The following is a 22,170-nucleotide window of genomic DNA, read 5'->3' on the forward strand; positions in this document are numbered from 1 at the left end:
GCAATAACGGGCTTGCGAAAGCCAACTTGCACGGGGCGAATGATCAAAAAGTGCTCGCTGGCGGTGATAGGGAAAGTGTCGGCGCCGGCTTCACGGATTCAGGTGTTAATTAGATTGGATAGTTATAATAATGTGTGCTATGTGGCGTTACCGCTTTGAAGGGGGCTACGAACTGAGAATAGGTGCGCTAGCTGAGCTGTGATGTAAGTTATTTCTTAAAAAAATGTAAGTTATTTCTTAAAGCATGTAAGTTATTTCTTACATACTTGCAAAGTACGATTGATTTATAACTGTTTTATATTCATGTCGCTTTAATATTCTATGCGGCTAATTTAGATTAAATAGAGAAGTTTCATGCTCATTGTGATTAGTGTACTCCCCCTCCGATAGAGCCTCAGTAATGGTAAGAGGTACGGCATGGATAGGTGCTTGATTTTGAGCCTCGGTTTGGATCTAGATGAATCACCCCCACGGTGCTGGTGAATGTCACCCCCGACATGGAGATTGCCCAGCAGGAGGTGTTTGGCCCGGTACTGATCGCCATGGCGTTCGATGACGAGGCCCAGGCCGTTCGGCTTGCCAACGATACCCGGTTTGGGTTGGCCGGTGCCGTGTGGAGCCAGGACGTGGCCCGAGCGCATCGCGTGGCGGGGCAGCTGCGGGCGGGCACGGTATGGATCAATAGCTACAAGGCGATCAGCGTGATGTCGCCGTTCGGGGGCTTTGGCGACAGCGGCTTTGGCCGCTCCAGCGGTCTGGACGGCCTGCGCGAATACANCGCCGGGTCCCGAAAGGCCTGCATCCAGCGCTGCAGGTGGCGCAGCAGCAGGATGCTGGCCTTGGGCTGCTGGCGGCCCACCCGGGTGACCATGTGGGCCTGGGAGCGCTGAAACAGCGGGTCGTCGACCGGGCGTGCGACAAGGCTGCCGATGTCCAGGTCGTGGGCGACCGCAAACGCCGGTAGCAGCGTCACCCCCATGCCGCTGCGCACGTATTGCGCCAGGATCACCATCGAGTTGGTGTTCATGGTCATGCGCGGAGCAAGGCGGGCCTGTTGAAACGCCTGGTCGACCATCTGGCGCACGCCATGGGTGGTGTCCCACATGGCCATGGGCTGGGTGCTGAGCTGAGCCAGGGTGAGCGGGTGGGGCTGCTCGGCCAAGGGGTGATGCGGCGACAGAATGGCCATCAACGGCTGCGGGCTGGAGGCCCAGAAGCGCAGCTGCGGATGGGTACGCTCGTGGAACATCAGCCCGATATGGCTTTGATCCTCGACAATCGCATCGATGATGCCGGACGTGCCCGCGATATGGATATCCAGCTGGATGCCCGCATAGCGCTGGGTGAATTCATGCAGGGGAGAAGCCACCAGGTCGCTGACGAAGCCTTCGCCCACGGTGAGGGAAATCGTTCCGGTTTCCAGGCGCTGGTAGGCTTCGAGGGACGTGATGAAGCTTTCGTCGAGGGCGCTGCGCCGCTCGCAGTACTCCAGCAGCATCTCGCCGACGGGCGTGGGGCGTATGCCGCCGCGCTGGCGTTCCATCAGCGTTGCCCCCAGCGCTTCTTCCAGCAGGGCAATCTGTCGGCTGACGGCGGAAGGGGCAATGTTGAGCCGCGACGCAGCTCGGCGCACCGAGCCTGATTCAAGCGTCACGCGAAAGTAGGCCAATCGCTGATGAGGGATATCCATCGCCTGGTACTACCTCGCGTGACGAAAATGCGCCCAGCTTGAAGGGCTACAAGTATCTGAGCAGCTTTTGCAGCTTGTTCATGTCGGCAGAGTCGCCGACGAGGCGCACGTCACCCGCCACCATGCCATCCAGAAATGCCTGTTGCGTCGGCTTTCTGAGGATGCGCAGGGCGGCTTCCTGGTCGCGAAAGCGCAGCTCCAGGTCCAGGTCGACGGGCAGGCCTTTACCGGACGTGATGCGTTTGGGGGTCATCCGGTAGTGGCGTGCCGTGCTCAAATCTTCTGTGGCAATGCCCCAGTCCAGGCCGCGCATGCGTTCCAACTGCTCACGAAAGCGCGGCTTGCGGCGCAGGGCGCGCTTGAGCATGAAGCTCAAGAGCCACAGCGTCAGCGAAAGCTTCATTAGGAAACGGCGTCCTTGAGCGCTTTGCCTGGCTTGAACGCCACGTTCTTGCTGGCCGGAATCTGCAGCGGTGCGCCGGTCTGCGGGTTCTTGCCGGTACGGGCGGCGCGTTCACGTACGGTGAAGGTGCCAAAGCCAATCAGTGTGACGTCTTCGCCTTTGGCCACGCTGTTGGTGATTTCGTCCAGAATGACATTCAGGACCTGGCCTGCCTTGTCCTTGGACAGGTCAGCACTCTCGGCGATGGCAGCGGCGAGTTCAGGTTTGCGCATGAAGGAATCTCCCTTGTGAAAAACAAACGTCAATGTTGTTGGTAACCCACCCCGGCAGGGCTTATTCAGCCTAGTCGTGAATGCGGCGAAAATCAGCCTAGCAGGGCAGGTACAGCTCTGGAAAGCTCCACTTTCCTTCTCACGCAGCCCCCTGTCAACGCAAAACCAATCAAACGACCGTCTTTATCTTCCGCCAGCGCCGTCAAATCCTGCCCATGACCCTCCACTCGCCAGTGCTGCGGTGTGCTCACTGGTGGGTAGGCCACCACCGGGAGCAGGGGCGTTTTGACGATGATCGGCCAGGCGCCGAAGCTCACCGGGGTGGGTGAGCCGCCCAGCGTGGCCGCCAGCGCTTTGGCACTGACTTGCAGCGGCTGGACGTACATGGCGTTCACGCCGTCGATGCAGGCCACGTCGCCCAATGCGTACACGTTCGGCTGGCGGGTGCGAAGCAGCCGGTCCACCTCGATACCGCGGGCGCTGACCTCGAGTCCGGCGGCCTCGGCCAGCGCCGTGCGGGGCGCAAGGCCCGTGGCCAGCAGGACGATGTCCACCGTATGGCGCTCACCGCCGTCGAGCTGCAGTACCAGGTCGCGGTCGGCATTCAGGGATAGACTGTCCAGCGTGCGTCCAAGCGCCAGTTGCATGTCCGCCGTTCGAAAGGTTTCGGCCAGGGCGTGGCCCAGCGGCTCGGGCAGCAGGCGCGGCAGCAGGGTGCTCTCTGGTGCCACCAGGGTGACATGGTGGCCGCCCGCATGGAGGTCGTTGGCGAATTCGCAGCCCACCAGGCCCGCGCCAATGATCGCCACTCGGCTTGGCTGGGCGAGCGCTGCATGCAGTCGGCGGTAGTCGTCCAGGTCGTTGACCGTGAAGCAGCGCCCTTCCAGCGCATCGGGTATCTGGAACGGCGTGCGCGGGGCCGCGCCGGTGGCGAGCACCAGGTTCTCGTAGCGGAGCAGGGTGCCGTTGCCCAGGCGCAGCATCTGGTGTTCCACCACCAGTTCGACGACTTGCGTGTGGGCCATGACCTGGGCATTCAGTTCGTCGGCGAGCGCTTCTGCGCTGCGCTGCGCCAGCTTTTCGGGGCTCAACCGCTTGGCGAAGCCCGTGGACAGCAGCGGTTTGCTGTACTCTTCGCCACGGTCGGCGCTGACCAGCGCGATGGTGCGAGAATCTCCCTGGCGGCGCAGCGCTCGCGCCAGGCCAATACCGGCCATGCCAGTGCCGACAATGACCAGCTCGGCATGTGGGGATTCGCTCAAGTGTGAATCGGGCATATCGTTATCCGGGGGTAAGGAACAAAAGCCTGCCAAGCCATCATGTTACACTAGCCTTCTTTCCAATTGACTGCTCTGGAGGCTCAGGTGACGCTCGTTGAGTTGCCACGCCCTGCGTTTTCGCTACCCCCCCACTGGCGGCCGGTTGCCGCTGCGCGGCCTGCCATGAGTGCGGCCTGGTGGCAGTGGGTGGCCTCGACCGACTCCCTGACGGCGCGCCTGATGGCGGCCGGAGCGCCGGGCCAGTTCCGCGTACGCCTGCTGCGCCAGACCATTGGCCTGCCGTTCCAGGACGAAGCCATGGCGCTGGGCATCGCTCCACGTCGCCACGCCTGGCTACGCGAGGTGGCGCTGTGCATCGACGGCACGCCCTGGGTGGTGGCGCGATCGGTGGCACCGCTGGAGCAGCTGCAGGGCAAAGGCCTGGGGGCCTTGGGCGAGCGTTCGCTGGGCAGCTGGTTGTTTCAGCAGCCGGACCTGGTGCGCGGGCCGTTACAGGCCACGGCGTCGCTCCCGCGCTTCACGGCGTATGGTACACCCGACAAGGGGCGTAGCCCGTGGGGGCGTCGCTCGGTCTTTCAGCACGCGGGGCTGTCGCTGCTGGTTCAGGAGTATTTTTTATCGACCATGGCCGATGCGCTGAGCCTGCCCTCGCGCTAGGCTATCCTGGAGTTTCTTTCACGAGGTAAGCATGAGCATGGACCGTTCTCTGTTGCGGCCAACGGGTTGGGCCCGGCTGGCAGACTTTCTTCAGCTGATGCGCCTGGATCGGCCCATTGGTACCTGGCTGCTCATGTGGCCGACGCTCTGGGCGCTGTGGGTGGCTGCAGAAGGGGTGCCGGGCCGCTCCGTGCTGATCATCTTCATTGCCGGTGTCTACGTGATGCGGGCTGCGGGCTGCGTGGTGAACGACTATGCCGACCGCCATGTGGATGGCCACGTCAAGCGTACTCGCCAGCGCCCCATGGCCACGGGACGCATCAGCGAAACCGAAGCCCAGCTGCTGTTCGTGGCGCTGGTCGCCGCTGCCTTCATTCTGGTGCTGCTGACCAACTGGTTCACCGTGCTGCTGTCGGTGGGCGGCGTGCTGCTGGCTTTCGTGTATCCGTTCATGAAGCGCTACACCCACTTCCCGCAGGTGGTGCTGGGCGCGGCCTTTTCCTGGGCCATTCCCATGGCGTTTGGCGCGGTATTGGGCAACGTGCCTCTGGAAGCCTGGCTGCTGTTCAGTGCCAACCTGCTGTGGACCGTTGCCTATGACACCCAGTACGCCATGGTCGACCGTGACGATGATCTGAAAATCGGCATCAAGTCGACCGCCGTGCTGTTTGGCCGTGCTGACCGCTTGATCATCGGGCTGCTGCAGGCAAGCGTGCTGGCCCTGCTGAGCTGGGTCGCGCTGCGCGTCGGGCTGGGGGGCTTTTTCTGGCTGGGGTTGCTGGGCATGGCGGCGACGTTCGTGTACCAGCAGTGGCTGATCGTCGGGCGCGATCGTGACCGCTGTTTTCAGGCCTTCCTGAACAACCACTGGTCGGGTCTGCTGGTCTTTGCAGGTATTGCCTTGAGCTGGTGGCCGATGGCGGGCTAAATTGATTGTGTGTCATGGAACTGTCATCAAGTCATGGTGTTATCGTCACACACATGTCATTGAACTTTCCTGTATAGAGCACCGTGAGGCCCTGGAATGACCGCCAAGACCGTACTGATCGTCGATGATGAGGCGCCTATCCGCGAAATGATCGCCGTGGCGCTGGAAATGGCTGACTATCGCGTGCTTGAAGCGGACAACGCCCAGGATGCCCACGCCATGGTCGTCGACCACCAGCCTGACCTGCTGCTGCTGGACTGGATGATGCCGGGCACCAGCGGCATCGAGCTGGCCCGTCGGTTGAAGCGCGAAGAAGCCACTGCCGAGCTGCCGATCATCATGCTGACGGCCAAGGGCGAAGAGGACAACAAGATCCAGGGCCTGGAAGCGGGTGCCGACGACTATATCACCAAGCCCTTTTCCCCCCGTGAGCTGGTGGCCCGCCTGAAGGCCGTGCTGCGCCGGGCCACGCCGCGTGGCGTGGAAGACCCCATCGAAATCAATGGCCTGCTGTTGGACCCTGTGAGCCACCGGGTCAGCGCCCATGGCAAGGCGCTGGAAATGGGGCCTACCGAGTATCGTCTGCTGCAGTTTTTCATGACCCATCAGGAGCGCGCCTACACGCGCAGCCAATTGCTTGACCAGGTATGGGGTGGCAACGTCTACGTGGAAGAGCGCACGGTGGACGTGCATATTCGTCGTCTTCGCAAAGCGCTGGGCGAGCCTCATCAAAATCTGATTCAAACGGTGCGCGGTACTGGGTACCGGTTCTCTGCGCGAGTGTAAGCGTGCGCCTGTGGAGCCGTGAGATCTGGCGCATCATCTGGCTGGCCCTGTTGGGCCTCTGCCTGGGATGGCTGGTGGATTACCCTGGCGCCGGGCTGGCGGCGGGGCTGCTGTTTTGTCTGGTCTATCATCTGCGCCAGTTTCGGGCGCTTTTCCTTTGGCTGACCCTTCACCCCCACGATGAGCCCCCGGCGGCCAAGGGCATGTGGGGGGAGCTGTTCGACCGCCTCTATCGCTACCAGAAAAGCCAGCGCATTACCCAAAGTCGTTTGCGGGCGACGCTGGCGAGAATTCAGGAGTCCTCCGAAGCCATGCGCGATAGCGTGGTGATGCTGGACCGACACGGCGACCTGGAGTGGTGGAACAGCGCGGCCACCGACATGCTGGGGCTGCAAACCGCCCACGACCGTGGCCAGCACATCACCAACCTGCTGCGCGATCCTCGCTTCATCAGCTACTTCAATGCCCGCGATTACAGTGAGCCGCTGACGCTGACCTCGCCGATCGACGAGCGGCGTATCCTCCAGTATCAGATCACTCTGTACGGTGATGACGAGCGCCTGGTCATGGCCCGTGATATCACGCGCTTGCATCGCCTGGAGCAGATGCGGCGTGACTTCGTCGCCAACGTCTCCCATGAGTTGCGCACTCCGCTGACCGTGCTGTCGGGCTATCTGGAAACCTACGGCGACCTCAAGGAGCTGTTGCCTCCCCGCCTGGGCAAAGGGATCGTACAGATGGAGGAGCAGACGCGACGGATGCAGAATCTGGTCAACGACCTGCTGCTGCTGTCACGGCTGGAAATCGACCAGGGAGGCGATGATCACCAGACGCTGGCCGTAGGCCCCATGCTCGACAGCATTCGCCGAGACGCTCTGGCGCTCTCCAGGCAGCAGCACAGTGTGCAGGTTATTCTGGAGAGCGACGCTGGGTTGATCGGCAGCGAGCAGGAGCTGCGCAGCGCCATTTCCAATCTGGCCTTCAATGCCGTGCGCTATACCCCGGAAGGCAGCCAGATCACTCTGCGCTGGTCGGTGACCGCCAATGGCAGCGGGTGTATCGAGGTCGAGGACGATGGCGATGGCATTGATCCGGTGCATATCCCCCGCCTGACCGAGCGCTTCTACCGAGTGGATAAAGGGCGCAGTACGGCAACAGGAGGGACGGGGCTGGGCCTGGCCATCGTGAAGCACGTGCTGCTGCGCCACGAGGCACAGCTCAATGTAGAGTCACATCCTGGCGAGGGGGCATCCTTTCGCTGTGTCTTCCCTGCCAAGCGAGTCAGCGGCCCGGCTTGAGGGCTCGATGACGCTTTGCGTTCCTCCTTACCCCTTTTCTGCACAACCCCTGTATAAGTGTGCCATATTGGCATAGAACTCTGGTCACACATCACTCATGTGTCATTTTTAACCACTTCAAAGGGGTGGTCATGCCCCCCCTGAGCCCATGCTTTATATCATTCTTATTTTTTAAATTGTTGATAATAAATAATTTTTTTATTTTTTGGCATGCATGGCACAACATATGCAATATTCTAGGCAAGGAAGATTACCGCAGGAACTGGTAAGACATGAAGTCACTCTTCCTTAACTATGCGGTATCAACAGCGATCGAGGAGGCGGAATATGATGTCCAAGGAACTACTCAAGAAAGCTGGTATTTTAGGTGTTTCTTTCGGCCTGATGGCAAGCCCACTGGCTTTTGCAGACACCACGGATCACTCATCCATCGACCAGAATCAGGATGTAACCGTCGAAGATGAGCCCATGAACACACAGTCTGGCACGGCCGAGCCCGGCAGCTATGACACCGAAGACCTGACGACGGATCACGGCACACAAGGCCCCGACGTCGTGGATGAGCCGGACTCCACCAACATGAGTGGTGGTGCCGAGTACACCCCAGAAGACGTAGTTGAAGAAAACAGCGGTAGCTAAGTAACAATTCTTTGCAAAGCTGAAAAAAACTCTTACGCTTAGGATTGAGCAAATAAGGGGCAAGGATGTCCCATAGCAAGGATGCTCATCGATTCACGGATGAATCAGAAAACGGTCAAGACACTGGTCAGGGTAAATTCCAAGGTTGGAGTCCCGCAAACGGATAGGAAGCCAGCAGTCAGTATCGTTCACAAGTAAGAGTGGTCGAGACCCCGCCTAGCGGGGTCTAATTTTTTGTGCCTGCTATATGGGCGGCCCTTTGATGAGTGGCTCTGATTCAGAGCGTCGATCCTGCCGCCTTATCCCGCGTGTCCGGTGTGCCACGATAGTGGCGGTCCCACATGAGGACTGCGCCTGCGACAGCGCCTGGAATCAGGAACAGGTTGGCCAAGGGGATCCAGGTGATGAGCATGACCAGCCCGCCATATGTCATGCTCGGCCACCAGCGCCGTGAAAGCCTGCTGCGCATGTCCTTGAACGACACTTTGTTGTTATCCATCGGGTAATCCAGATAGGTAATGGCCATGACCCAGGCAGAAAAGAGCGCCCATAAGGGAGGCGCGAAGACGTTCAAGCCGGGAATCCAGCTGAACAGGAACAATACGGCCATGCGCGGCAGGATATAGCTCAGCTTGACCAGCTCTCGTCCCACGGCGTCCAGCGCCGTTTTGGCCAGCCCTCGGTCATCCAGAGGCTCACGCCCGGTGGCCTGGCGCTCTACCTGAGCCGCCAGAAACCCATAGAAAGGCGCTGCGATCAGGTGAGTCACCAGGGTGAAGCTAAAAAAGATCACCACCAGCAAGCTGATGAAGAATAGCGGCCAGATGAGCCACGACAACCACTCCAGCCAGCCAGGCACCATGGCCATGCTGCTCTCCAGCCAGCCCGAAAAGCGTGTGAAGACCACGTAAACCATACCCGTATACACGAGCAGATTGACCAGAATGGGTAGAAAGACATAGCGCCTTAGCCCGGGCTGATACACCAGGCGGGTGCCTTGACCCAACGCGTTGAGTGCATTCACGCGACATTACTCCCTAAAAAAACGCCCAGATGATTATCTGGGCGTATTGCAGGAGGGTTTGGCGGGCAGGTCAAGATTTTTTCATGACCTTCTGTTCCAGGGTACTGGGATCGCTGTGGCGAATATCCAGGCCTTTCACCAGGTACACCACGTATTCCGCCAGGTTGTTGGCGTGGTCGCCCACCCGTTCCAGGGCGCGCAGTACCCACATGATGCTCAGCACCGAACTGATGGAGCGCGAGTCTTCCATCATGAAGGTCATCAGCGAGCGCATGGCGCTGCCGTACTCGTCGTCTACCGATTCGTCTTCGCGAACGACCTGCATGGCCAGCTCGGTATCGAAGCGGGCGAAGGCGGTCAAGGCGTCACGCAGCATCTTGCGCACGTGCTCGCTGATATGGCGAACTTCTACCAGACCGCGAATGCCACCGCTATTTTCACTTAACAACAGCGCGTTGCGGGCAATCTTGCTGGCTTCGTCGCCGATTCGCTCCAGGTCCGATGTGGCACGGATGACCGCGAGCACCAGCCGCAGGTCCGATGCCGCCGGCTGACGGCGAGCCAGCACCCGGGTGCATTCGTCGTCGATTTGCAGCTGCAGGTCGTTGACCTGACGGTCGTTGTCGCGCACTTTTTCCGCCAGGCGGCTGTCGCCCTCCAGCAGGGCGTGCACCGCATCCTGCACCTGCTTTTCCACCAGACCGCCCATGGCCATCAGGTGGGTCTTCAGCTCTTCCAGCTCCTGGTTGAACTGGCGAGAGATGTGTTGGCTGTGTGTCTCGCTCGTGATATCCATTGAGCACTCCTGACGTATCGTCGATGGGGCCTAGGTCATGCGGCCGGTAATGTAGTTTTCGGTGCGTTGTAGACGCGGGTTGGTGAACACTTGATCCGTGGGCCCATATTCGATCAGTTCACCGTTTTGCAAAAAGGCCGTGTAGTCGGAAACCCGCGCGGCCTGCTGCATATTGTGAGTCACCAGCACCAGGGTGAGCTGGGACTTCAGGTTGCGTATCAACTCCTCGATCTTGAGGGTCGAAATAGGGTCGAGGGCCGAGGCGGGCTCGTCCAGCAGCAGGACATCCGGCTGAACGGCCAGCGTCCGGGCAATCACCAGGCGCTGCTGTTGCCCGCCGGAGAGCTGCCAGGCCGAACGGTGCAGGCGGTCCTTGACCTCATCCCACAGAGCGGCCGATGTCAGCGCCCACTCGATGATGTCGTCGCGTTTGCGTTTGGGCAGGCGCCCTTGCAGGCGCAGGCCAAAGGCCACGTTTTCGTAGATCGACATCGGGAACGGGTTGGGCGTCTGAAACACCATCCCTACCCGCCGTCTGAGTTCGGTCACGTTCATGCGTGGCGCATGAATGTCCTGCTCTTCCAGGTAGATATGGCCATCGTGGGTCACGGATTCGTTCAAGTCGTGAAGCCGATTGATTGCCCGTAGCAGCGTGGACTTTCCGCAGCCCGAGGGGCCGATGAACGCGGTCACCCGGTGACGAGGTACGTCGAGCGTCAGGTTACGCAACGCCGGTTTCCCCGCATAAGCGAGGTTGAACTGGTGGATGCTCAGGCACCGGGCGTCGGCTGAGAAGCGTGTCACCGGCGGTTGAGCAGTGTTGGCGGACGATAACGCTAGCATTCGTTTCCTCGTTGACGCCTCAGATAATGACGCAGAAATATGGCAGTTAGATTAAGCACCAGCACAATCAGTACCAGCAGGAGCGCGGTGGCAAACACCAGGGGGATCGCGGCCTGTACGTCTTCACCGTGGAAGGCCGTATCAAATAGATGATAGCCGAGGTGCATGAACTTGCGTTCGAGGTGCAGGTAGGGAAACTCGCCGTCCAGGGGCATTTGCGGAGCCAGCTTGGCGACGCCCACCAGCATCAACGGGGCCACTTCGCCAGCGGCCCGCGCCACGGCCAGAATCACCCCGGTCAGCATGGCGGGCATGGCCATGGGCAGCACGATGCGCGTGAGCATCTCCAGGCGGGTCGCCCCCAGCGCCACGGCCCCTTCACGTTGGGCATCGGGAATGCGTGCCAGGCCCTCTTCCGTGGCCACGATCACCACTGGCAGGGTCAGCAGTGCCAGGGTCAGCGATGCCCACAGCAGCCCGCCGGTACCAAAGGTCGGTGATGGCAGTTCGTCTTCGAAGAACCAGCTGTCGATGGAACCGCCGATGCCGTACACGAACACCCCCAGCCCAAACACGCCATATACGATGGAGGGCACGCCAGCGAGGTTACGGACCCCGATACGCACCAGATGGGTCAGGCGGTTCTGGTGGGCAATTTCGTTGAGGTAAATGGCTGCCAGCACGCCAAAGGGGGTGACGATCACGGACATGAGAATCACCATCAGCAGCGTACCGAAAATGGCCGGCCATACGCCGCCCCCGGTATTGGCCGCACGCGGCCCCTCACTGAGGAACTGCCACACGCGCCCGCCCCAGGCTGCCACCTTTTGGTGCCAGGCCATGGCGTTGGGAGTTTGCAGGTGGGTGATCCCCGCCAACGGCTGAGGCTGTACCCTGCCATTGGCTTCCAGCAACAGCTGGGCGTCGGGGCGCTGGTTTGGCGGCAGCATCAGGGCTTGGCGCACGAACTCTATGGCCGCCTGCCCTTCAAGCCGCTGGCCTTCGTTTTCGACGGCATCCAGGCGGCCAAGAAAGTCGCCCCACGGGGTACGCTCCAGGCGTATCAGCTCAGCGGGTGTGGTGACCTGGGCGATTTGATCGACGGCCAGCCAGCGCCAGCTGGCACCCGTGAGGTCGCGGTTGCCGGTAAAGTAGAGCCGCTCCATGCCCTGGGCATGGGGTAGCGGCACCTCGCGCACCGGCTGGCCGATCACCGTTTCGCCGCTGTGCAGGGTGACCTCCTCCAGCTCGGCGGGCCAGAAGTGACCTAACCCTTTGGTGGTCAGCAGTACCAGCAAAGCGCCGAGCATGAGCAGCGAAAGGGCCACGCTACCCGCACATAGCCAGGGCCACAGCCGGTTGCCCGCCGTGTTCAGGCGAAAGCTCAGCGCTCGCCAGCCCATCAGCGTGCACCTCCCAGCCGCTGGTAACGCCGACGCAGGCGCTGGCGCACGACTTCGGCCAGCGTATTGACCGAGAAGGTGAAGATGAACAGCGCCAGCGCCGCCAGAATCAGCAGGTGATAGGTCATGCCGCCGGGGGAGGCCTCCGGCAGCTCGATGGCAATCGACGCCGACAGTGAACGTAGCCCCTCAAAGGGGCTGGCGCTGAACAGTGCGGTGTTGCCGCTGGCCATCAGCACGATCATGGTTTCGCCCACGGCGCGGCCTGCGCCAATCATCACCGCCGAAAACACGCCAGGGCCTGCGGTGGGCAGGGCGACTTTCCACAGCGCTTGCCAGCGGCTGGCGCCCAACGCCTGGGCGCCTTCCATCAAGGTGGATGGCACGTCGGCCAGGGCGTCATCGGCCAGCGAGTAAATGCTGGGAATAATCGCAAAGCCCATGGCGATGCCGACGATCAGGGCGTTGCGAGTGGCGTAGTCGATGCCGTGGCGCTGCTCCAGCCACAGACGCAAGTCGGCCCCCAGCCAGTGGGTTTCGGCGAGCGGTGCCGCCCACAGGGCCAGGGCGGTCATGCAGGCGAGCCACGGTATCAGCCACAGTGCCGCCGACGACAGCGGCAGCCGCTGGCGCCAACGGCTGCCGGCCATATGCCAAAGGGCACCTGCCAGCGCTGCGCTCAGCGGCAGCCAGGCCAGTACGAGCAGGGTGCTGGCCAAATGACGCTCTACCCACGGGGCCAGCAGCAGTCCAGCAATGAAGCCAATCACCACGCCGGGTATTGCTTCCATCAACTCCATTATGGGCTTGATGCGGCTGCGCAGGCGTGACGACATGAACAGCGCCGAATACATGGCGGCCCCTAGCGCAATGGGCGTGGCAAACAGCATGGCCGCCAGGGCAGCTTTGAGGGTGCCCCAGGCGAGCGGCGACAGCGTGGCCAGGGAGAGCGCTTCGCCAAAACCAAGCAGCGGCAGCGCTTCCCATACCAGAAAGACGCCAATGGCGAGGATCGCCAGCAAAACAGCAATGCCGCCAGCCGTAATCAGTCCGGTGGCAATACGGTCGTGAAGCAAACGTAGCGGCTGACGCGAAGCAGGTAGCCGAGGAGGAGTCATGTCGACATCATACGAGGCAGGTGCCGTGATGAAAATAAGGGTTTGTGGCCAGAATAGCTTACCCTACGCCCTGTTTGTGACAATTGGATGACAGTTTATTCATCCAACGCTTGGCTGCTGCGCAGGTGGTCGGGAAGCGCCACGAAGCCTGCCGCCTGCACGATCTGCTGCCCTTCGGCTGAAAAGACCAGCTCCAGAAAGGCTTGCTCGGCCGCCGGGAGCGCTTCGCCGGGGGGCAAGTTGACGTAGAGATACAGCGTTCTGGAGAGTGGATAAGTGGCCTTTTGAATGTTCGCCACGCTGGGCTCTACCGGGTTGCCTTGCTCATCGGCCAGCGCCACGGCGCGTACCATGGGGGTCAGGTGGTTGTATCCGGCATAGCCCATGGCGTTGGGCGACTCCCCCACGGCGGCAATCACCGCTGCCGCACCGGGATGTTCGCTGATATCGCGGCGAAACTGCCCGCCGCACAAGGCGCGCTGCTGGAACAGCCCTTGGGTGCCGGAGGCCAGGGTTCTGCCATGCAGGGCAATGTGCCCGTAAGGCCAATCCGTGGCGGGCAACAGCGCTTCCCACCGCTGCAGGGGCGCATCGGCACCGCAGGCGAGGGTGGTAGAGAAGATGGCATCTACCTGCGCCAGTGACAGGGCTTCCAGCGGGTTATGACGATGTACCACCAGGACCAGGGCATCGCGGGCGACGCTGAGTTGCAGCGGCGGGTAGCCATAACGCTGGATGAACTGCTGGCGCTCGCGTTCGGTCATGGCCCGTGACATGGGCCCGATGCGGGTGGTGCCTGCCACCAGGGCCGTGGGGGCGCTGGCCGACCCCCCCGCCTGAAATTGCAGAGTGATATCGGGGTAGCGCGCATTCAAGGCTTCACCCCAGCGCAGCATCAGCCCAGCCATGGTGTCCGAGCCCACGGTGCCCAGCGTGCCGCTGATGGGCGCTGGCTGCGCCCAGGCAAAGGCGCTGCAGCAGCATAGCCAGCTTGCCAGCAGTAGGCGGTAAGGTCTCCATCGCTGTACACTGTCGCTCTTCAAACGCCGTTCCTCTTGTGATTAACTGGTGCTAGCCTGTTATTGCAGTGCAGCAACAGGCGCTAGGCCCGACCACAACAATAACCTTGCAAAGCGACGACCTCATGACACCACTGGATTCCGATGTGGACGATGCTCCCGCCCCCAAAGGGCAGCTCACGTTAAAATTACTGGCTTCTCGTCAGGATACCAACCTCTACGGGGACATTCCCGGCGGCTGGCTAGTGAATCATATGGACCAGGCCGCCGAACTGGCCGCTGGCCGAGAGGCGGGTGGGCGCACTGCCACGGTCGCTATCGAAGCCATGGATTTTCTAAGCCCGGTGCGTGTGGGCTCCATGGTCAGTGTATACACCCAGGTACAGGATATTGGCCATAGCTCGATCCGTATCGACGTGGAGGTCTGGGTGCGTCCTCCCCATGGCCGACACATCGAAGAGCGCCAGAAGGTCACCGAAGCGCGTTTCGTCATGGTGGCGCTGGATGACAATGGTCGGATCAGAGCGGTTCACAGCTGATGTGGCCATGACACCGTCGTCATAACAAAGTCGTCATAACAAAAAGGGCGCCGAGGCGCCCTTTTGAGTCGAAGGTGATCAGGCACCCACGCTGTCGCGGCTCTTCAGGTAGGCATACTCGCCTACGTCACTGAAGGGGCGCAGCACGCTCTGGAAGGCCGAGTAGGATTCCCACACGCGACGCGACTCTTCATCGCCATCGACCTGGCGCTGAATGGCTTCTTTGGAGGACTCGTACAGCGCGGCCATGACGTCATCCGGGAAGGTGCGCAGCTGCACGCCGTGCTCGTCGACCAGCGTCTCGAGCGCCTGGGCGTTGCGGTAGGCGAACTCGCTGATCATGGCCAGGTTGGACGCACGAGCCGCTTCGCGAATCACGTCCTGCAGGTCTTCCGGCAGGGCATTCCAGGCGTCCAGGTTGACGGTGCCTTCCAGCACCGCCGTGGGCTCGTTCCATACCGACGTGTAGTAGTAGTCGGCCACCTGATGCAGGCCGAAGGCCATGTCGTTGTAGGGGCCTACCCAGTCGGCGGCATCCAGAACACCGGTTTGCAGCGAAGTGAAGATTTCGGAGCCCGGCATGTTCACGGTGGTGACACCGATACCGTTCATGGCTTCACCAGCCAGGCCTGGCAGGCGCAGGCGAATGCCCTGCATGTCGGCCAGCGAATTGATCTCTTTCTTGAACCAGCCCGCCATCTGAGTGCCTGTATTACCCACGGCAAAGGGCTTCAGGTTGTGGTTGGCGTAGATCTCGTCCCACAGCTCCTGGCCACCGCCATGGTACAACCAGGCATTCATTTCGGTGGTGTTCATGCCAAACGGCACCGCCGTGAAGAACTGGGCGGCGGCCACTTTGCCACGCCAGTAGTAAGAGGCGGAGTGGCCCATCTCGGCGGTGCCGGCGGCGACGGCATCGAAGACTTCCAGCGCAGGCACCAGCTCGCCCGCGCCATGGACCCGAATACGCATACGGCCGTTGGAAAGCTCTTCCACACGGCGAGCAAAGTCATTGGCGCCGGTGCCCAGAGCCGGGAAATTCTTGGGCCATGAAGTCACCATGTCCCAGGTATAGGTTTCATTGGCGCTGGCAGTCGATACGAACGGTGCAGCAGCGACACCGGCGGCACCCAGGCCGGCGGTTTTCAGGAATTGACGGCGTTGCATGGCGGGCATGACTCCGAAATTATTGGATGTTTTTTATAAGCGCAGTGAGCGCAGTGTCCGCCTGCCAGTATGCGCCAAGCAGGTTTTATTGGGCAAGTACCCAGTCCTGCTGGCGGGTCAACGGGTTACATGGGAGTGAGCTTGGCAAACCCGAGTACCAGCCACTTCACGCCTTCGCCGTCAAAGCTCACCTGAACCCGCGCCCGAGCGCCTTCGCCTTCGGCGTTCAGAATGATGCCTTCGCCGAACACCGGGTGGCCCACCCGCTGGCCGACATGCAGGGCAGGCAGGTCGCCGTCGCTTTCGATGCTGGATTGGGCAAAGCTGGGCCGTGACGCGGTCACGGGGCGCGAGACATGGCCGCGCAGACGCACTTCTTCCAGCAGATGAGGCGGTAGCTCACGGAGAAACCGGGACGGGCGGGGAAACACCTCTTTGCCGTGCAGGCGGCGAGTCTCGGCGTGGGTCAGGTAGAGCTTCTGCATGGCGCGCGTCACGCCCACGTAGCACAGGCGGCGCTCCTCCTCCAGGCGGCCTGGCTCCTCCACGGACATCTTGTGGGGAAACAGCCCCTCTTCCACCCCGGCAATGAACACCACCGGGAACTCCAGCCCCTTGGCCGAGTGCAGGGTCATCAGCTGCACGCTGTCTTCGAACTCCTCGGCTTCATGGTCGCCTGCGTTGAGGGCGGCTTCCGAAAGGAAGGCTTCCAGCGCGGCCATGCCTTCTCCGGCTTCCGGGGTCTCGAAGGCATCGCCATGGGTAAAGGCCCGGGCCGCGTTGACCAGCTCTTCCAGGTTCTCGACCCGAGCCTGGCCTTTTTCACCGCGCTCGCTTTGATGGTGTTCGATCAGCCCGGTGCGTGCCGTGACGTGGTCGATGATCTCGTGGAGCGGCAGCCCGGAGGTGTCGTTGTCCAGCTGCTCGATCAGGTTGGTAAAGGCCTGCACGGCGTTGCCTGCGCGGCCTTTCAAGGTGCCGTCCTGGATCGCATCGTGCAGCGCTTGCCACAGCGACACGCTCTGCTCACGGGCGTGATGGCGGACGATTTCCACGGTGCGCGTGCCGATGCCACGGGTGGGCACGTTGATGACGCGCTCCAAGGAGGCATCGTCATCACGGTTGAGCAGCAAGCGCAGGTAGGCCAGGGCGTTCTTGATTTCCAGCCGCTCATAAAAGCGGTGGCCGCCGTAGATACGATAGGGCATGCCTTGGCGAATCAGTGTCTCTTCCAGCAGGCGCGACTGGGCGTTGGAGCGGTAGAGGATGGCCACGTCCCGGCGGTTGAAGCCGTCGTTGACCTTCTCCTTGATGGTATCGACGATATAGCGGGCTTCCTCGAGGTCGTTGAACCCCGCATACACCGAGATAGGCTCGCCTTCGGCGCCATCGGTCCAGAGGTTCTTGCCGAGACGCTCGCTGTTGTGGCTGATCAGCGTATTGGCCGCTTCCAGAATCGCGCTGGTGGAGCGGTAGTTCTGCTCCAGGCGCACGGTATGGGTGTTGGGAAACTCTTCTTCGAAGCGGCGAATGTTCTCGACCTTGGCGCCCCGCCAGCCGTAAATGGACTGGTCGTCATCGCCCACGGCGGTCATCGGGGTTTGCTGGCCGGTGAGCAGTTTGAGCCAGGCGTACTGCAGGGTGTTGGTATCCTGAAACTCGTCCACCAGCACATGGCCAAAGCGCTCGCGATAGTGGTTCAGCAGCGGCGGGTTGTCGCGCAACAGCTCCAGGCTGCGCAGCAGCAGCTCACCGAAATCCACCAGCCCGCCTCGCTCGCAGGTGAACTGGTAGCGCTCGTAGAGCTCGACCATCTGAGCGAGGTACGCATCGCCATTGACGTTCACCTGATGGGGTCGCAGGCCCTCTTCCTTGCAACCAGAAATGAACCCCTGCACCTGGCGTGGCGGGAAGCGCTCATCGTCAATCGAGTAGTCTTTCAGCAGCCGCTTGATCAGCCGCAGCTGGTCATCGGAGTCGATGATCTGAAAGTGCTGGGGCAGGCGGGCATCCTGCCAATGGGTGCGCAGCAGCCGGTGCGAGATCGAGTGAAAGGTACCCACCCAGACATGGCGCATGGAGATGCCCAGCAAGGCTTCCAGACGCGTGCGCATCTCGCGGGCGGCCTTGTTGGTAAACGTGACGGCCAGCAGGGCATAAGGGGAAAGCCCTTCTGCCTGCATCAGCCAGGCAATGCGGTGTACCAGCACACGCGTTTTGCCGGAACCGGCGCCGGCCAGTACCAGAAGGTTGCCCTGGGGCGCGCTGACGGCTTCCCGCTGGGCCGGGTTGAGATGATCGAGTATCGCCGTGACGTCGTCCATATAAGCCGCTGCCGGTTCAAAAAAGGGGCGACCAGTCTAGCACAGCCAGCACACTGGCTGTGCATACAGCGTGTCTTCAGGACGTTGGCTCAGGACTCTTTCTCAGAACCGTTGCTCATGACTCTTCCGGGTAACGCAGCGTGGTCAGGCTCTTCTTCACCGCTTTCAGCTGCTCGGCCAGTTTGGGGCCCCGGGTCTTGGCCACGCCCACCGCCAGCACGTCGATCAGCACCAGGTGGGCAATACGCGAGCTGAGCGGGGTGTAGATCTCGGTGTCTTCGTGCACGTCGATGAACAGCGGCAGGCTCACCTCCTGGGCCAGCGGCGATTCGCTGGGACAAAGGCCGATCACCGTAGCGCCTGCTTCGCGGGCCAGGCGAACGCTGGCCACCAGCGCCCGGGTACGGCCTGTCTGCGAGATGGCGACCACCACGTCGCCCTCTTGCAGGGTCACCGCTGACATGTTCTGCATGTGCGGGTCGGCGTAGGCAGAGGTCGAGATCTGCAGGCGGAAAAACTTGTGCTGGGCATCGAAGGCCACCGCGCCGGAGGCGCCAAAGCCGTAGAACTCGACGCGATTGGCCATGGCCAGTGCATTGACGGCCTTGCCCAGCGCATCGTTATCGAGCCGGTCGCGCACCGACAGCAGCGTGCCCACGGTGGAGTCGAAAATGCTGTGGGAGAATTCGGCCACCGAGTCGCTGTCGTTCATCGAGAACTGCGCGAACTGGCTTCCGCTGGCCAGCATCTGGGCCAGCTGCAGCTTGAAATCCTGAAAGCCGTTGCAGCCCAGCGCACGGCAGAAGCGCACTACCGTGGGCTCGCTCACCTTTGCTTCGGTGGCCAGGTCCACGATGCGCATGTGAATGACTTCATCGGGGTTGCGCAGCACGAACCGCGCGACCTTTTGTTCGGAGCGACGGAAATGCTCCATGCGGCGTCTCATTTCATCGAACAGGGCGCGGCTCACGTTCAGCTCCTTAAATTCTTGATCGTGCTTGTGCGGCCATAAAGAGGCCACAGTATGCCTGAGTGTTGCATCGGGGGCAGCGTCCTTCACGAGAGTACTGCCGTTTAAAAGGCGTTAACCCATTTCTTCAAGAATCGTCATCATTTTGTCAAGTAGGTTATAGTAAGAAGTGACGTGCCGCACTGCATCATTTAAAAATCAGTCGTCACGGATGCAGGTGGACGTAGGCAACTCACCTGGAGGAGCGTCGATTATGAGAAACGTCGAACGAATGACCTCGGTAAAAAGCGAATTGCTCGACATATTCATGAGTATGGAGGTCGATGAGCATGCCCAACGTCGGCGCAGCGCCGCCCAACGTAGCCTGAGAGCGCGTCGGGGCATCGAGCTGCACCGGGAATTCCAGAAGCTGTCACGGGATATCGCTCCCTTGCCAGACGATGACGACCCGCAAGAGAGCGAACTGCACTAGCCAGCCGAAGAAGAGGCTGGTGAAGGAAGGCGAGAAAGCGTTACGCCACGGTAACGCCTTCTCTATTGGATAAGCTTGCCGACCCAGCGGCGAGTTAGAACAGGCCTGCCAGGAAAACCACCGTGACCCCGATGGGGGCGACGTATTTGGCCAGCAGGTTCCACAGGCTGTAGTCGTAGACATCCAGCCTCAGCTCCTTGCGCGCTTCTTCTTTATCCAGGCAGAAGGCGAAGAACACAATCGCACCCAGGCCGGTCAATGGCAGCAGGATCTTGCTGGTGAAGGTATCCAGCAGGTCGAAGATGTTCAGCCCAAAGAACAGCACGTCTGCCCATACGTTGAACGACAGCAGCGCCGCGACACCCAGTGCCCATACCGCCACGCCGCTGACCAGTGTGGCCACGATACGTGACATCGACGTGCGCTCTTCGAGAGTTTCCACCACCGGTTCCAGCAGTGAAATGGCCGACGTCAGGGCGGCAAAGGTCAGCAGCAGGAAGAACATCAGGCCCAGAATGGTGCCGCCGGTCATGTTGCCAAACGCCAGGGGCAGGGTGACAAAGATCAGGCCGGGGCCTTCGCCGGCACTCAGGCCGTTGGCAAAGACGATGGGGAAGATGGCCAGGCCCGCCAGCAGGGCGATGGCGGTATCCAGCAGGATGACCGTCCGTGCGGTGCTGATCAGGTTGACGTCTTCGCCCAGATACGACCCGTAGGCCATCATGATCCCCATGCCCAGCGACAGCGTGAAGAATGCCTGGCCCATGGCCGCCAGTACGACACCGCCATCGAGAGCATCCCAGTCAGGGCTGAACATGAAGCTCAGGGCTTCACCAAAGTAGCCGCTGGCCATGCCGTATCCCACCAGCACCAGCATCAACACCACCAGAGCAGGCATCATGGTGCGCGCTGCGCTTTCCAGGCCTTTGGTGACCCCGCGTGCCACGATACCGACGACCAATACCATGAACGCCGTATGCCACAGCAGAAGGGCCGAGGGGCTGCCCAGCATGCCGCTGAAGATGTCGCCAATGCTGTCGGCATCCAGACCGTTGAAGCTACCGAGCACCGAGCCCAGCGTATAGTTCAGCGACCAGCCGCCGATGACGCTGTAGAACGAGAGAATCAGAAAGGCAGCCAAGACGCCGCTGACCCCCACCAGCGCCCACGCTTTCGAGCGGCCGTGGTTGGCGGCCAGTTCGGCCATGGTGTTGATGGGGTTCTTCTGGCCGCGACGGCCAATCATCCACTCGGCGACCAGAATGGGCAGGCCGACCAGTGCCACACAGGCCAAATAGACCAGAACGAAGGCGGCGCCACCGCTGTCGCCCACCATGTACGAGAAACGCCAGATATTGCCCAGGCCAACGGCGGAGCCCGCCGCGGCCAGCACAAAGCCCATGCGAGATGACCACTGTGCATGCGCAAGTTTTGCCATAAATCACCTGTTTCAGTTCGATTGTAATGGGTCGATATCGGCAGATTGCGCCGATGTTCGGAAAAAAGAGATTGCCAGCGTGCTTTTCCGAAAGAACGCGCAATTTATCCGATCAAGGGTAGGCTTGCCAGTGAGCCAGCCTAAAAAGGCGGCCTAAAACAGCTGGCTCTGCTTTTCATCGGCGAAAGGTGCCAGGTTCGCCAAAGCGGCCTTGGCCTGCACCAGGCGATAGAGGTGGCGAGCCATCTGGGGTGACTCACGGTTGTCTGCGGTATGCACAAATAAAAAAGGGGTTTTCCCCTGTTTTATCCACAGGCTGAGCTGTTCTATCCAAGGGGCGAAGTAGCGTGTGTTGATCGCTTTGTCAATATGTCCAATGAAGCGAATGATGGGTTGTTGGCCAGTGGAAAGCACGTGTAGCGGGAGTTTCGGCTTCTCCTGCTGGGCGTGGGCCAGCCCAGCGTGTCCTTCATGCGGCGTAGAGAAGACCGGGCGCACATCCAGCATGACTCGGTTGGCCGAATAAGTTATCAACAGGCGGTTCAAGGCCCTCTCTGCCTCACCTTTGTGGAAAAAAACAGGGTGGCGAACCTCTACCGCACAGGGCAGGTGCGCTGGCCACTGGGCGAGCAGGGCTTCCAGTTTGGGGAGTTCGGCAGGGCCAAAGTCTCTGGGTAGCTGCACCATGGTAGGGCCTAGCCGGTCGTGCAGGGGCGTCAGCGCGTCCAGAAACGCCCAGGCATCCCCAGGTCGGGTCAGGCGCTGGTCGTGGGTAATGTGGCCTGGCAGCTTGAAGCAGAAGCGAAAATGCGGCGGCGCCTGGCGCGCCCAGGCGGCGATGATATCCGATTTGGGCGTGCCACTGTAAAACGTCGTGTTGCCCTCCACGCTGGAAAACACCGCCGCATAGTCGCTGAGCAGCTCGGTTTTGGCCTGGCGAGGATAGAGGCTGCCTTGCCAATCCTGATTGGCCCACATGGGCAGGCCAAGATAGAGGGGGAGGGCGGGGGTTGCGCCGATCATGTCAACAGGGGGCCTTCGTCATGCCATCGAAACATCAGTGTAACCGTTTAGCCGTTTTTCCCGCAGCCTGGACGACGCATA

General features: G+C 61.1%; 22 protein-coding genes and 1 pseudogene. 8 read left to right on the forward strand and 15 right to left on the reverse strand.

All coding sequences use genetic code 11. The features are described from left to right. Nucleotides 1-461: 461 nt before the first annotated feature. Nucleotides 462-776, forward strand: a pseudogene (locus IE091_RS12910) (aldehyde dehydrogenase family protein); the annotation flags it as partial. On the opposite strand, the gene IE091_RS12915 reads toward IE091_RS12910, so the two are convergent. From IE091_RS12915 to IE091_RS12930, 4 genes are all read right to left on the reverse strand, one after another. Further along, nucleotides 686-1,690 (reverse strand): LysR family transcriptional regulator, encoded by a 1,005-nt coding sequence (locus tag IE091_RS12915; RefSeq protein WP_229800833.1) that lies wholly within the window; start codon nucleotides 1,688-1,690, stop codon nucleotides 686-688. The pseudogene IE091_RS12910 and the gene IE091_RS12915 sit on opposite strands and share 91 nt — an antisense overlap. 46 nt (nucleotides 1,691-1,736) lie before the next feature. Next, nucleotides 1,737-2,093, reverse strand: coding sequence for a hypothetical protein (locus IE091_RS12920; protein WP_058577674.1), 357 nt, complete (start codon nucleotides 2,091-2,093; stop codon nucleotides 1,737-1,739). Beyond that, nucleotides 2,093-2,365, reverse strand: a complete 273-nt coding sequence (locus tag IE091_RS12925; RefSeq protein ID WP_016915488.1) for an HU family DNA-binding protein — start codon at nucleotides 2,363-2,365, stop codon at nucleotides 2,093-2,095. The genes IE091_RS12920 and IE091_RS12925 overlap by 1 nt, the downstream gene beginning before the upstream one ends. A 92-nt stretch (nucleotides 2,366-2,457) precedes the next feature. After that, on the reverse strand, nucleotides 2,458-3,642 hold the full coding sequence (locus IE091_RS12930; protein WP_189463821.1) for an NAD(P)/FAD-dependent oxidoreductase: 1,185 nt from the start codon (nucleotides 3,640-3,642) through the stop codon (nucleotides 2,458-2,460). 87 nt (nucleotides 3,643-3,729) lie between these two features. On the opposite strand from IE091_RS12930, the gene IE091_RS12935 reads away from it, so the two are divergent. From IE091_RS12935 to IE091_RS12955, 5 genes are all read left to right on the forward strand, one after another. Then, nucleotides 3,730-4,302, forward strand: a complete 573-nt coding sequence (locus tag IE091_RS12935) for a chorismate--pyruvate lyase family protein (protein ID WP_189463822.1) — start codon at nucleotides 3,730-3,732, stop codon at nucleotides 4,300-4,302. 37 nt (nucleotides 4,303-4,339) lie between these two features. Further along, the gene (gene ubiA, locus IE091_RS12940) at nucleotides 4,340-5,230 is read left to right on the forward strand and encodes a 4-hydroxybenzoate octaprenyltransferase (RefSeq protein ID WP_189463850.1); all 891 of its coding nucleotides are present in this window, start codon (nucleotides 4,340-4,342) and stop codon (nucleotides 5,228-5,230) included. Nucleotides 5,231-5,326: 96 nt separating this feature from the next. Next, a complete protein-coding gene (gene phoB / locus IE091_RS12945; protein WP_016915484.1) occupies nucleotides 5,327-6,016 on the forward strand; it encodes a phosphate regulon transcriptional regulator PhoB in 690 nt (229 codons plus the stop codon). A 2-nt stretch (nucleotides 6,017-6,018) separates the two neighbouring features. Beyond that, nucleotides 6,019-7,314 (forward strand): phosphate regulon sensor histidine kinase PhoR, encoded by a 1,296-nt coding sequence (phoR, locus tag IE091_RS12950; protein WP_189463823.1) that lies wholly within the window; start codon nucleotides 6,019-6,021, stop codon nucleotides 7,312-7,314. Between the two features lie 330 nt (nucleotides 7,315-7,644). Next, complete coding sequence (locus IE091_RS12955; RefSeq protein ID WP_229800834.1) at nucleotides 7,645-7,953, forward strand: hypothetical protein; 309 nt, start codon at nucleotides 7,645-7,647, stop codon at nucleotides 7,951-7,953. 277 nt (nucleotides 7,954-8,230) lie between these two features. On the opposite strand, the gene cysZ is transcribed toward IE091_RS12955, so the two are convergent. The 6 genes from cysZ to IE091_RS12985 all read right to left on the reverse strand — a co-directional run bounded on the left by cysZ (nucleotide 8,231) and on the right by IE091_RS12985 (nucleotide 14,180). Next, nucleotides 8,231-8,977: a sulfate transporter CysZ gene (gene cysZ, locus IE091_RS12960; RefSeq protein ID WP_039178880.1), complete on the reverse strand. Its 747-nt coding sequence runs from the start codon at nucleotides 8,975-8,977 to the stop codon at nucleotides 8,231-8,233. A gap of 70 nt (nucleotides 8,978-9,047) precedes the next feature. Next, a complete protein-coding gene (gene phoU, locus IE091_RS12965) occupies nucleotides 9,048-9,773 on the reverse strand; it encodes a phosphate signaling complex protein PhoU (protein WP_039178877.1) in 726 nt (241 codons plus the stop codon). A gap of 30 nt (nucleotides 9,774-9,803) precedes the next feature. Further along, nucleotides 9,804-10,616 carry a phosphate ABC transporter ATP-binding protein PstB gene (pstB, locus tag IE091_RS12970; protein WP_096921791.1) on the reverse strand — a complete coding sequence of 271 codons (813 nt, stop codon included), beginning with the start codon at nucleotides 10,614-10,616 and terminating at the stop codon, nucleotides 9,804-9,806. Then, complete coding sequence (gene pstA / locus IE091_RS12975) at nucleotides 10,610-12,019, reverse strand: phosphate ABC transporter permease PstA (RefSeq protein WP_189463824.1); 1,410 nt, start codon at nucleotides 12,017-12,019, stop codon at nucleotides 10,610-10,612. The genes pstB and pstA overlap by 7 nt, the downstream gene beginning before the upstream one ends. After that, nucleotides 12,019-13,137, reverse strand: coding sequence for an ABC transporter permease subunit (locus IE091_RS12980; protein ID WP_189463825.1), 1,119 nt, complete (start codon nucleotides 13,135-13,137; stop codon nucleotides 12,019-12,021). Before IE091_RS12980 ends, pstA begins: the two co-directional genes overlap by 1 nt. Before the next feature lie 95 nt (nucleotides 13,138-13,232). Next, the gene (locus IE091_RS12985) at nucleotides 13,233-14,180 is read right to left on the reverse strand and encodes a PstS family phosphate ABC transporter substrate-binding protein (protein ID WP_189463826.1); all 948 of its coding nucleotides are present in this window, start codon (nucleotides 14,178-14,180) and stop codon (nucleotides 13,233-13,235) included. 101 nt (nucleotides 14,181-14,281) lie between these two features. Here IE091_RS12985 and IE091_RS12990 point away from each other — a divergent pair, with 101 nt between their 5' ends. Next, complete coding sequence (locus tag IE091_RS12990; RefSeq protein WP_039178866.1) at nucleotides 14,282-14,695, forward strand: acyl-CoA thioesterase; 414 nt, start codon at nucleotides 14,282-14,284, stop codon at nucleotides 14,693-14,695. Between the two features lie 78 nt (nucleotides 14,696-14,773). Here the strand turns inward: IE091_RS12990 and IE091_RS12995 are convergent, their stop codons facing one another. The 3 genes from IE091_RS12995 to hexR form a co-directional block, all read right to left on the reverse strand. Continuing rightward, nucleotides 14,774-15,862, reverse strand: coding sequence for a TRAP transporter substrate-binding protein (locus IE091_RS12995; protein WP_039178865.1), 1,089 nt, complete (start codon nucleotides 15,860-15,862; stop codon nucleotides 14,774-14,776). Between the two features lie 125 nt (nucleotides 15,863-15,987). Then, a complete protein-coding gene (uvrD, locus tag IE091_RS13000) occupies nucleotides 15,988-18,186 on the reverse strand; it encodes a DNA helicase II (protein WP_189463827.1) in 2,199 nt (732 codons plus the stop codon). Between the two features lie 115 nt (nucleotides 18,187-18,301). Next, nucleotides 18,302-19,156 (reverse strand): transcriptional regulator HexR, encoded by an 855-nt coding sequence (hexR, locus tag IE091_RS13005; protein WP_016915472.1) that lies wholly within the window; start codon nucleotides 19,154-19,156, stop codon nucleotides 18,302-18,304. Between the two features lie 253 nt (nucleotides 19,157-19,409). Here hexR and IE091_RS13010 point away from each other — a divergent pair, with 253 nt between their 5' ends. Further along, on the forward strand, nucleotides 19,410-19,628 hold the full coding sequence (locus tag IE091_RS13010; protein WP_016915471.1) for a PA3496 family putative envelope integrity protein: 219 nt from the start codon (nucleotides 19,410-19,412) through the stop codon (nucleotides 19,626-19,628). A gap of 94 nt (nucleotides 19,629-19,722) precedes the next feature. Here IE091_RS13010 and IE091_RS13015 read toward each other — a convergent pair whose 3' ends face one another. Then, complete coding sequence (locus IE091_RS13015) at nucleotides 19,723-21,066, reverse strand: sodium-dependent transporter (RefSeq protein WP_039178859.1); 1,344 nt, start codon at nucleotides 21,064-21,066, stop codon at nucleotides 19,723-19,725. Nucleotides 21,067-21,219: 153 nt separating this feature from the next. After that, the gene (locus IE091_RS13020; RefSeq protein WP_189463828.1) at nucleotides 21,220-22,089 is read right to left on the reverse strand and encodes a DUF72 domain-containing protein; all 870 of its coding nucleotides are present in this window, start codon (nucleotides 22,087-22,089) and stop codon (nucleotides 21,220-21,222) included. Nucleotides 22,090-22,170: the final 81 nt, after the last annotated feature.

It is taken from the genome of Vreelandella hamiltonii, from assembly GCF_014651775.1.
GTDB classification, from domain to species: domain Bacteria; phylum Pseudomonadota; class Gammaproteobacteria; order Pseudomonadales; family Halomonadaceae; genus Vreelandella; species Vreelandella hamiltonii.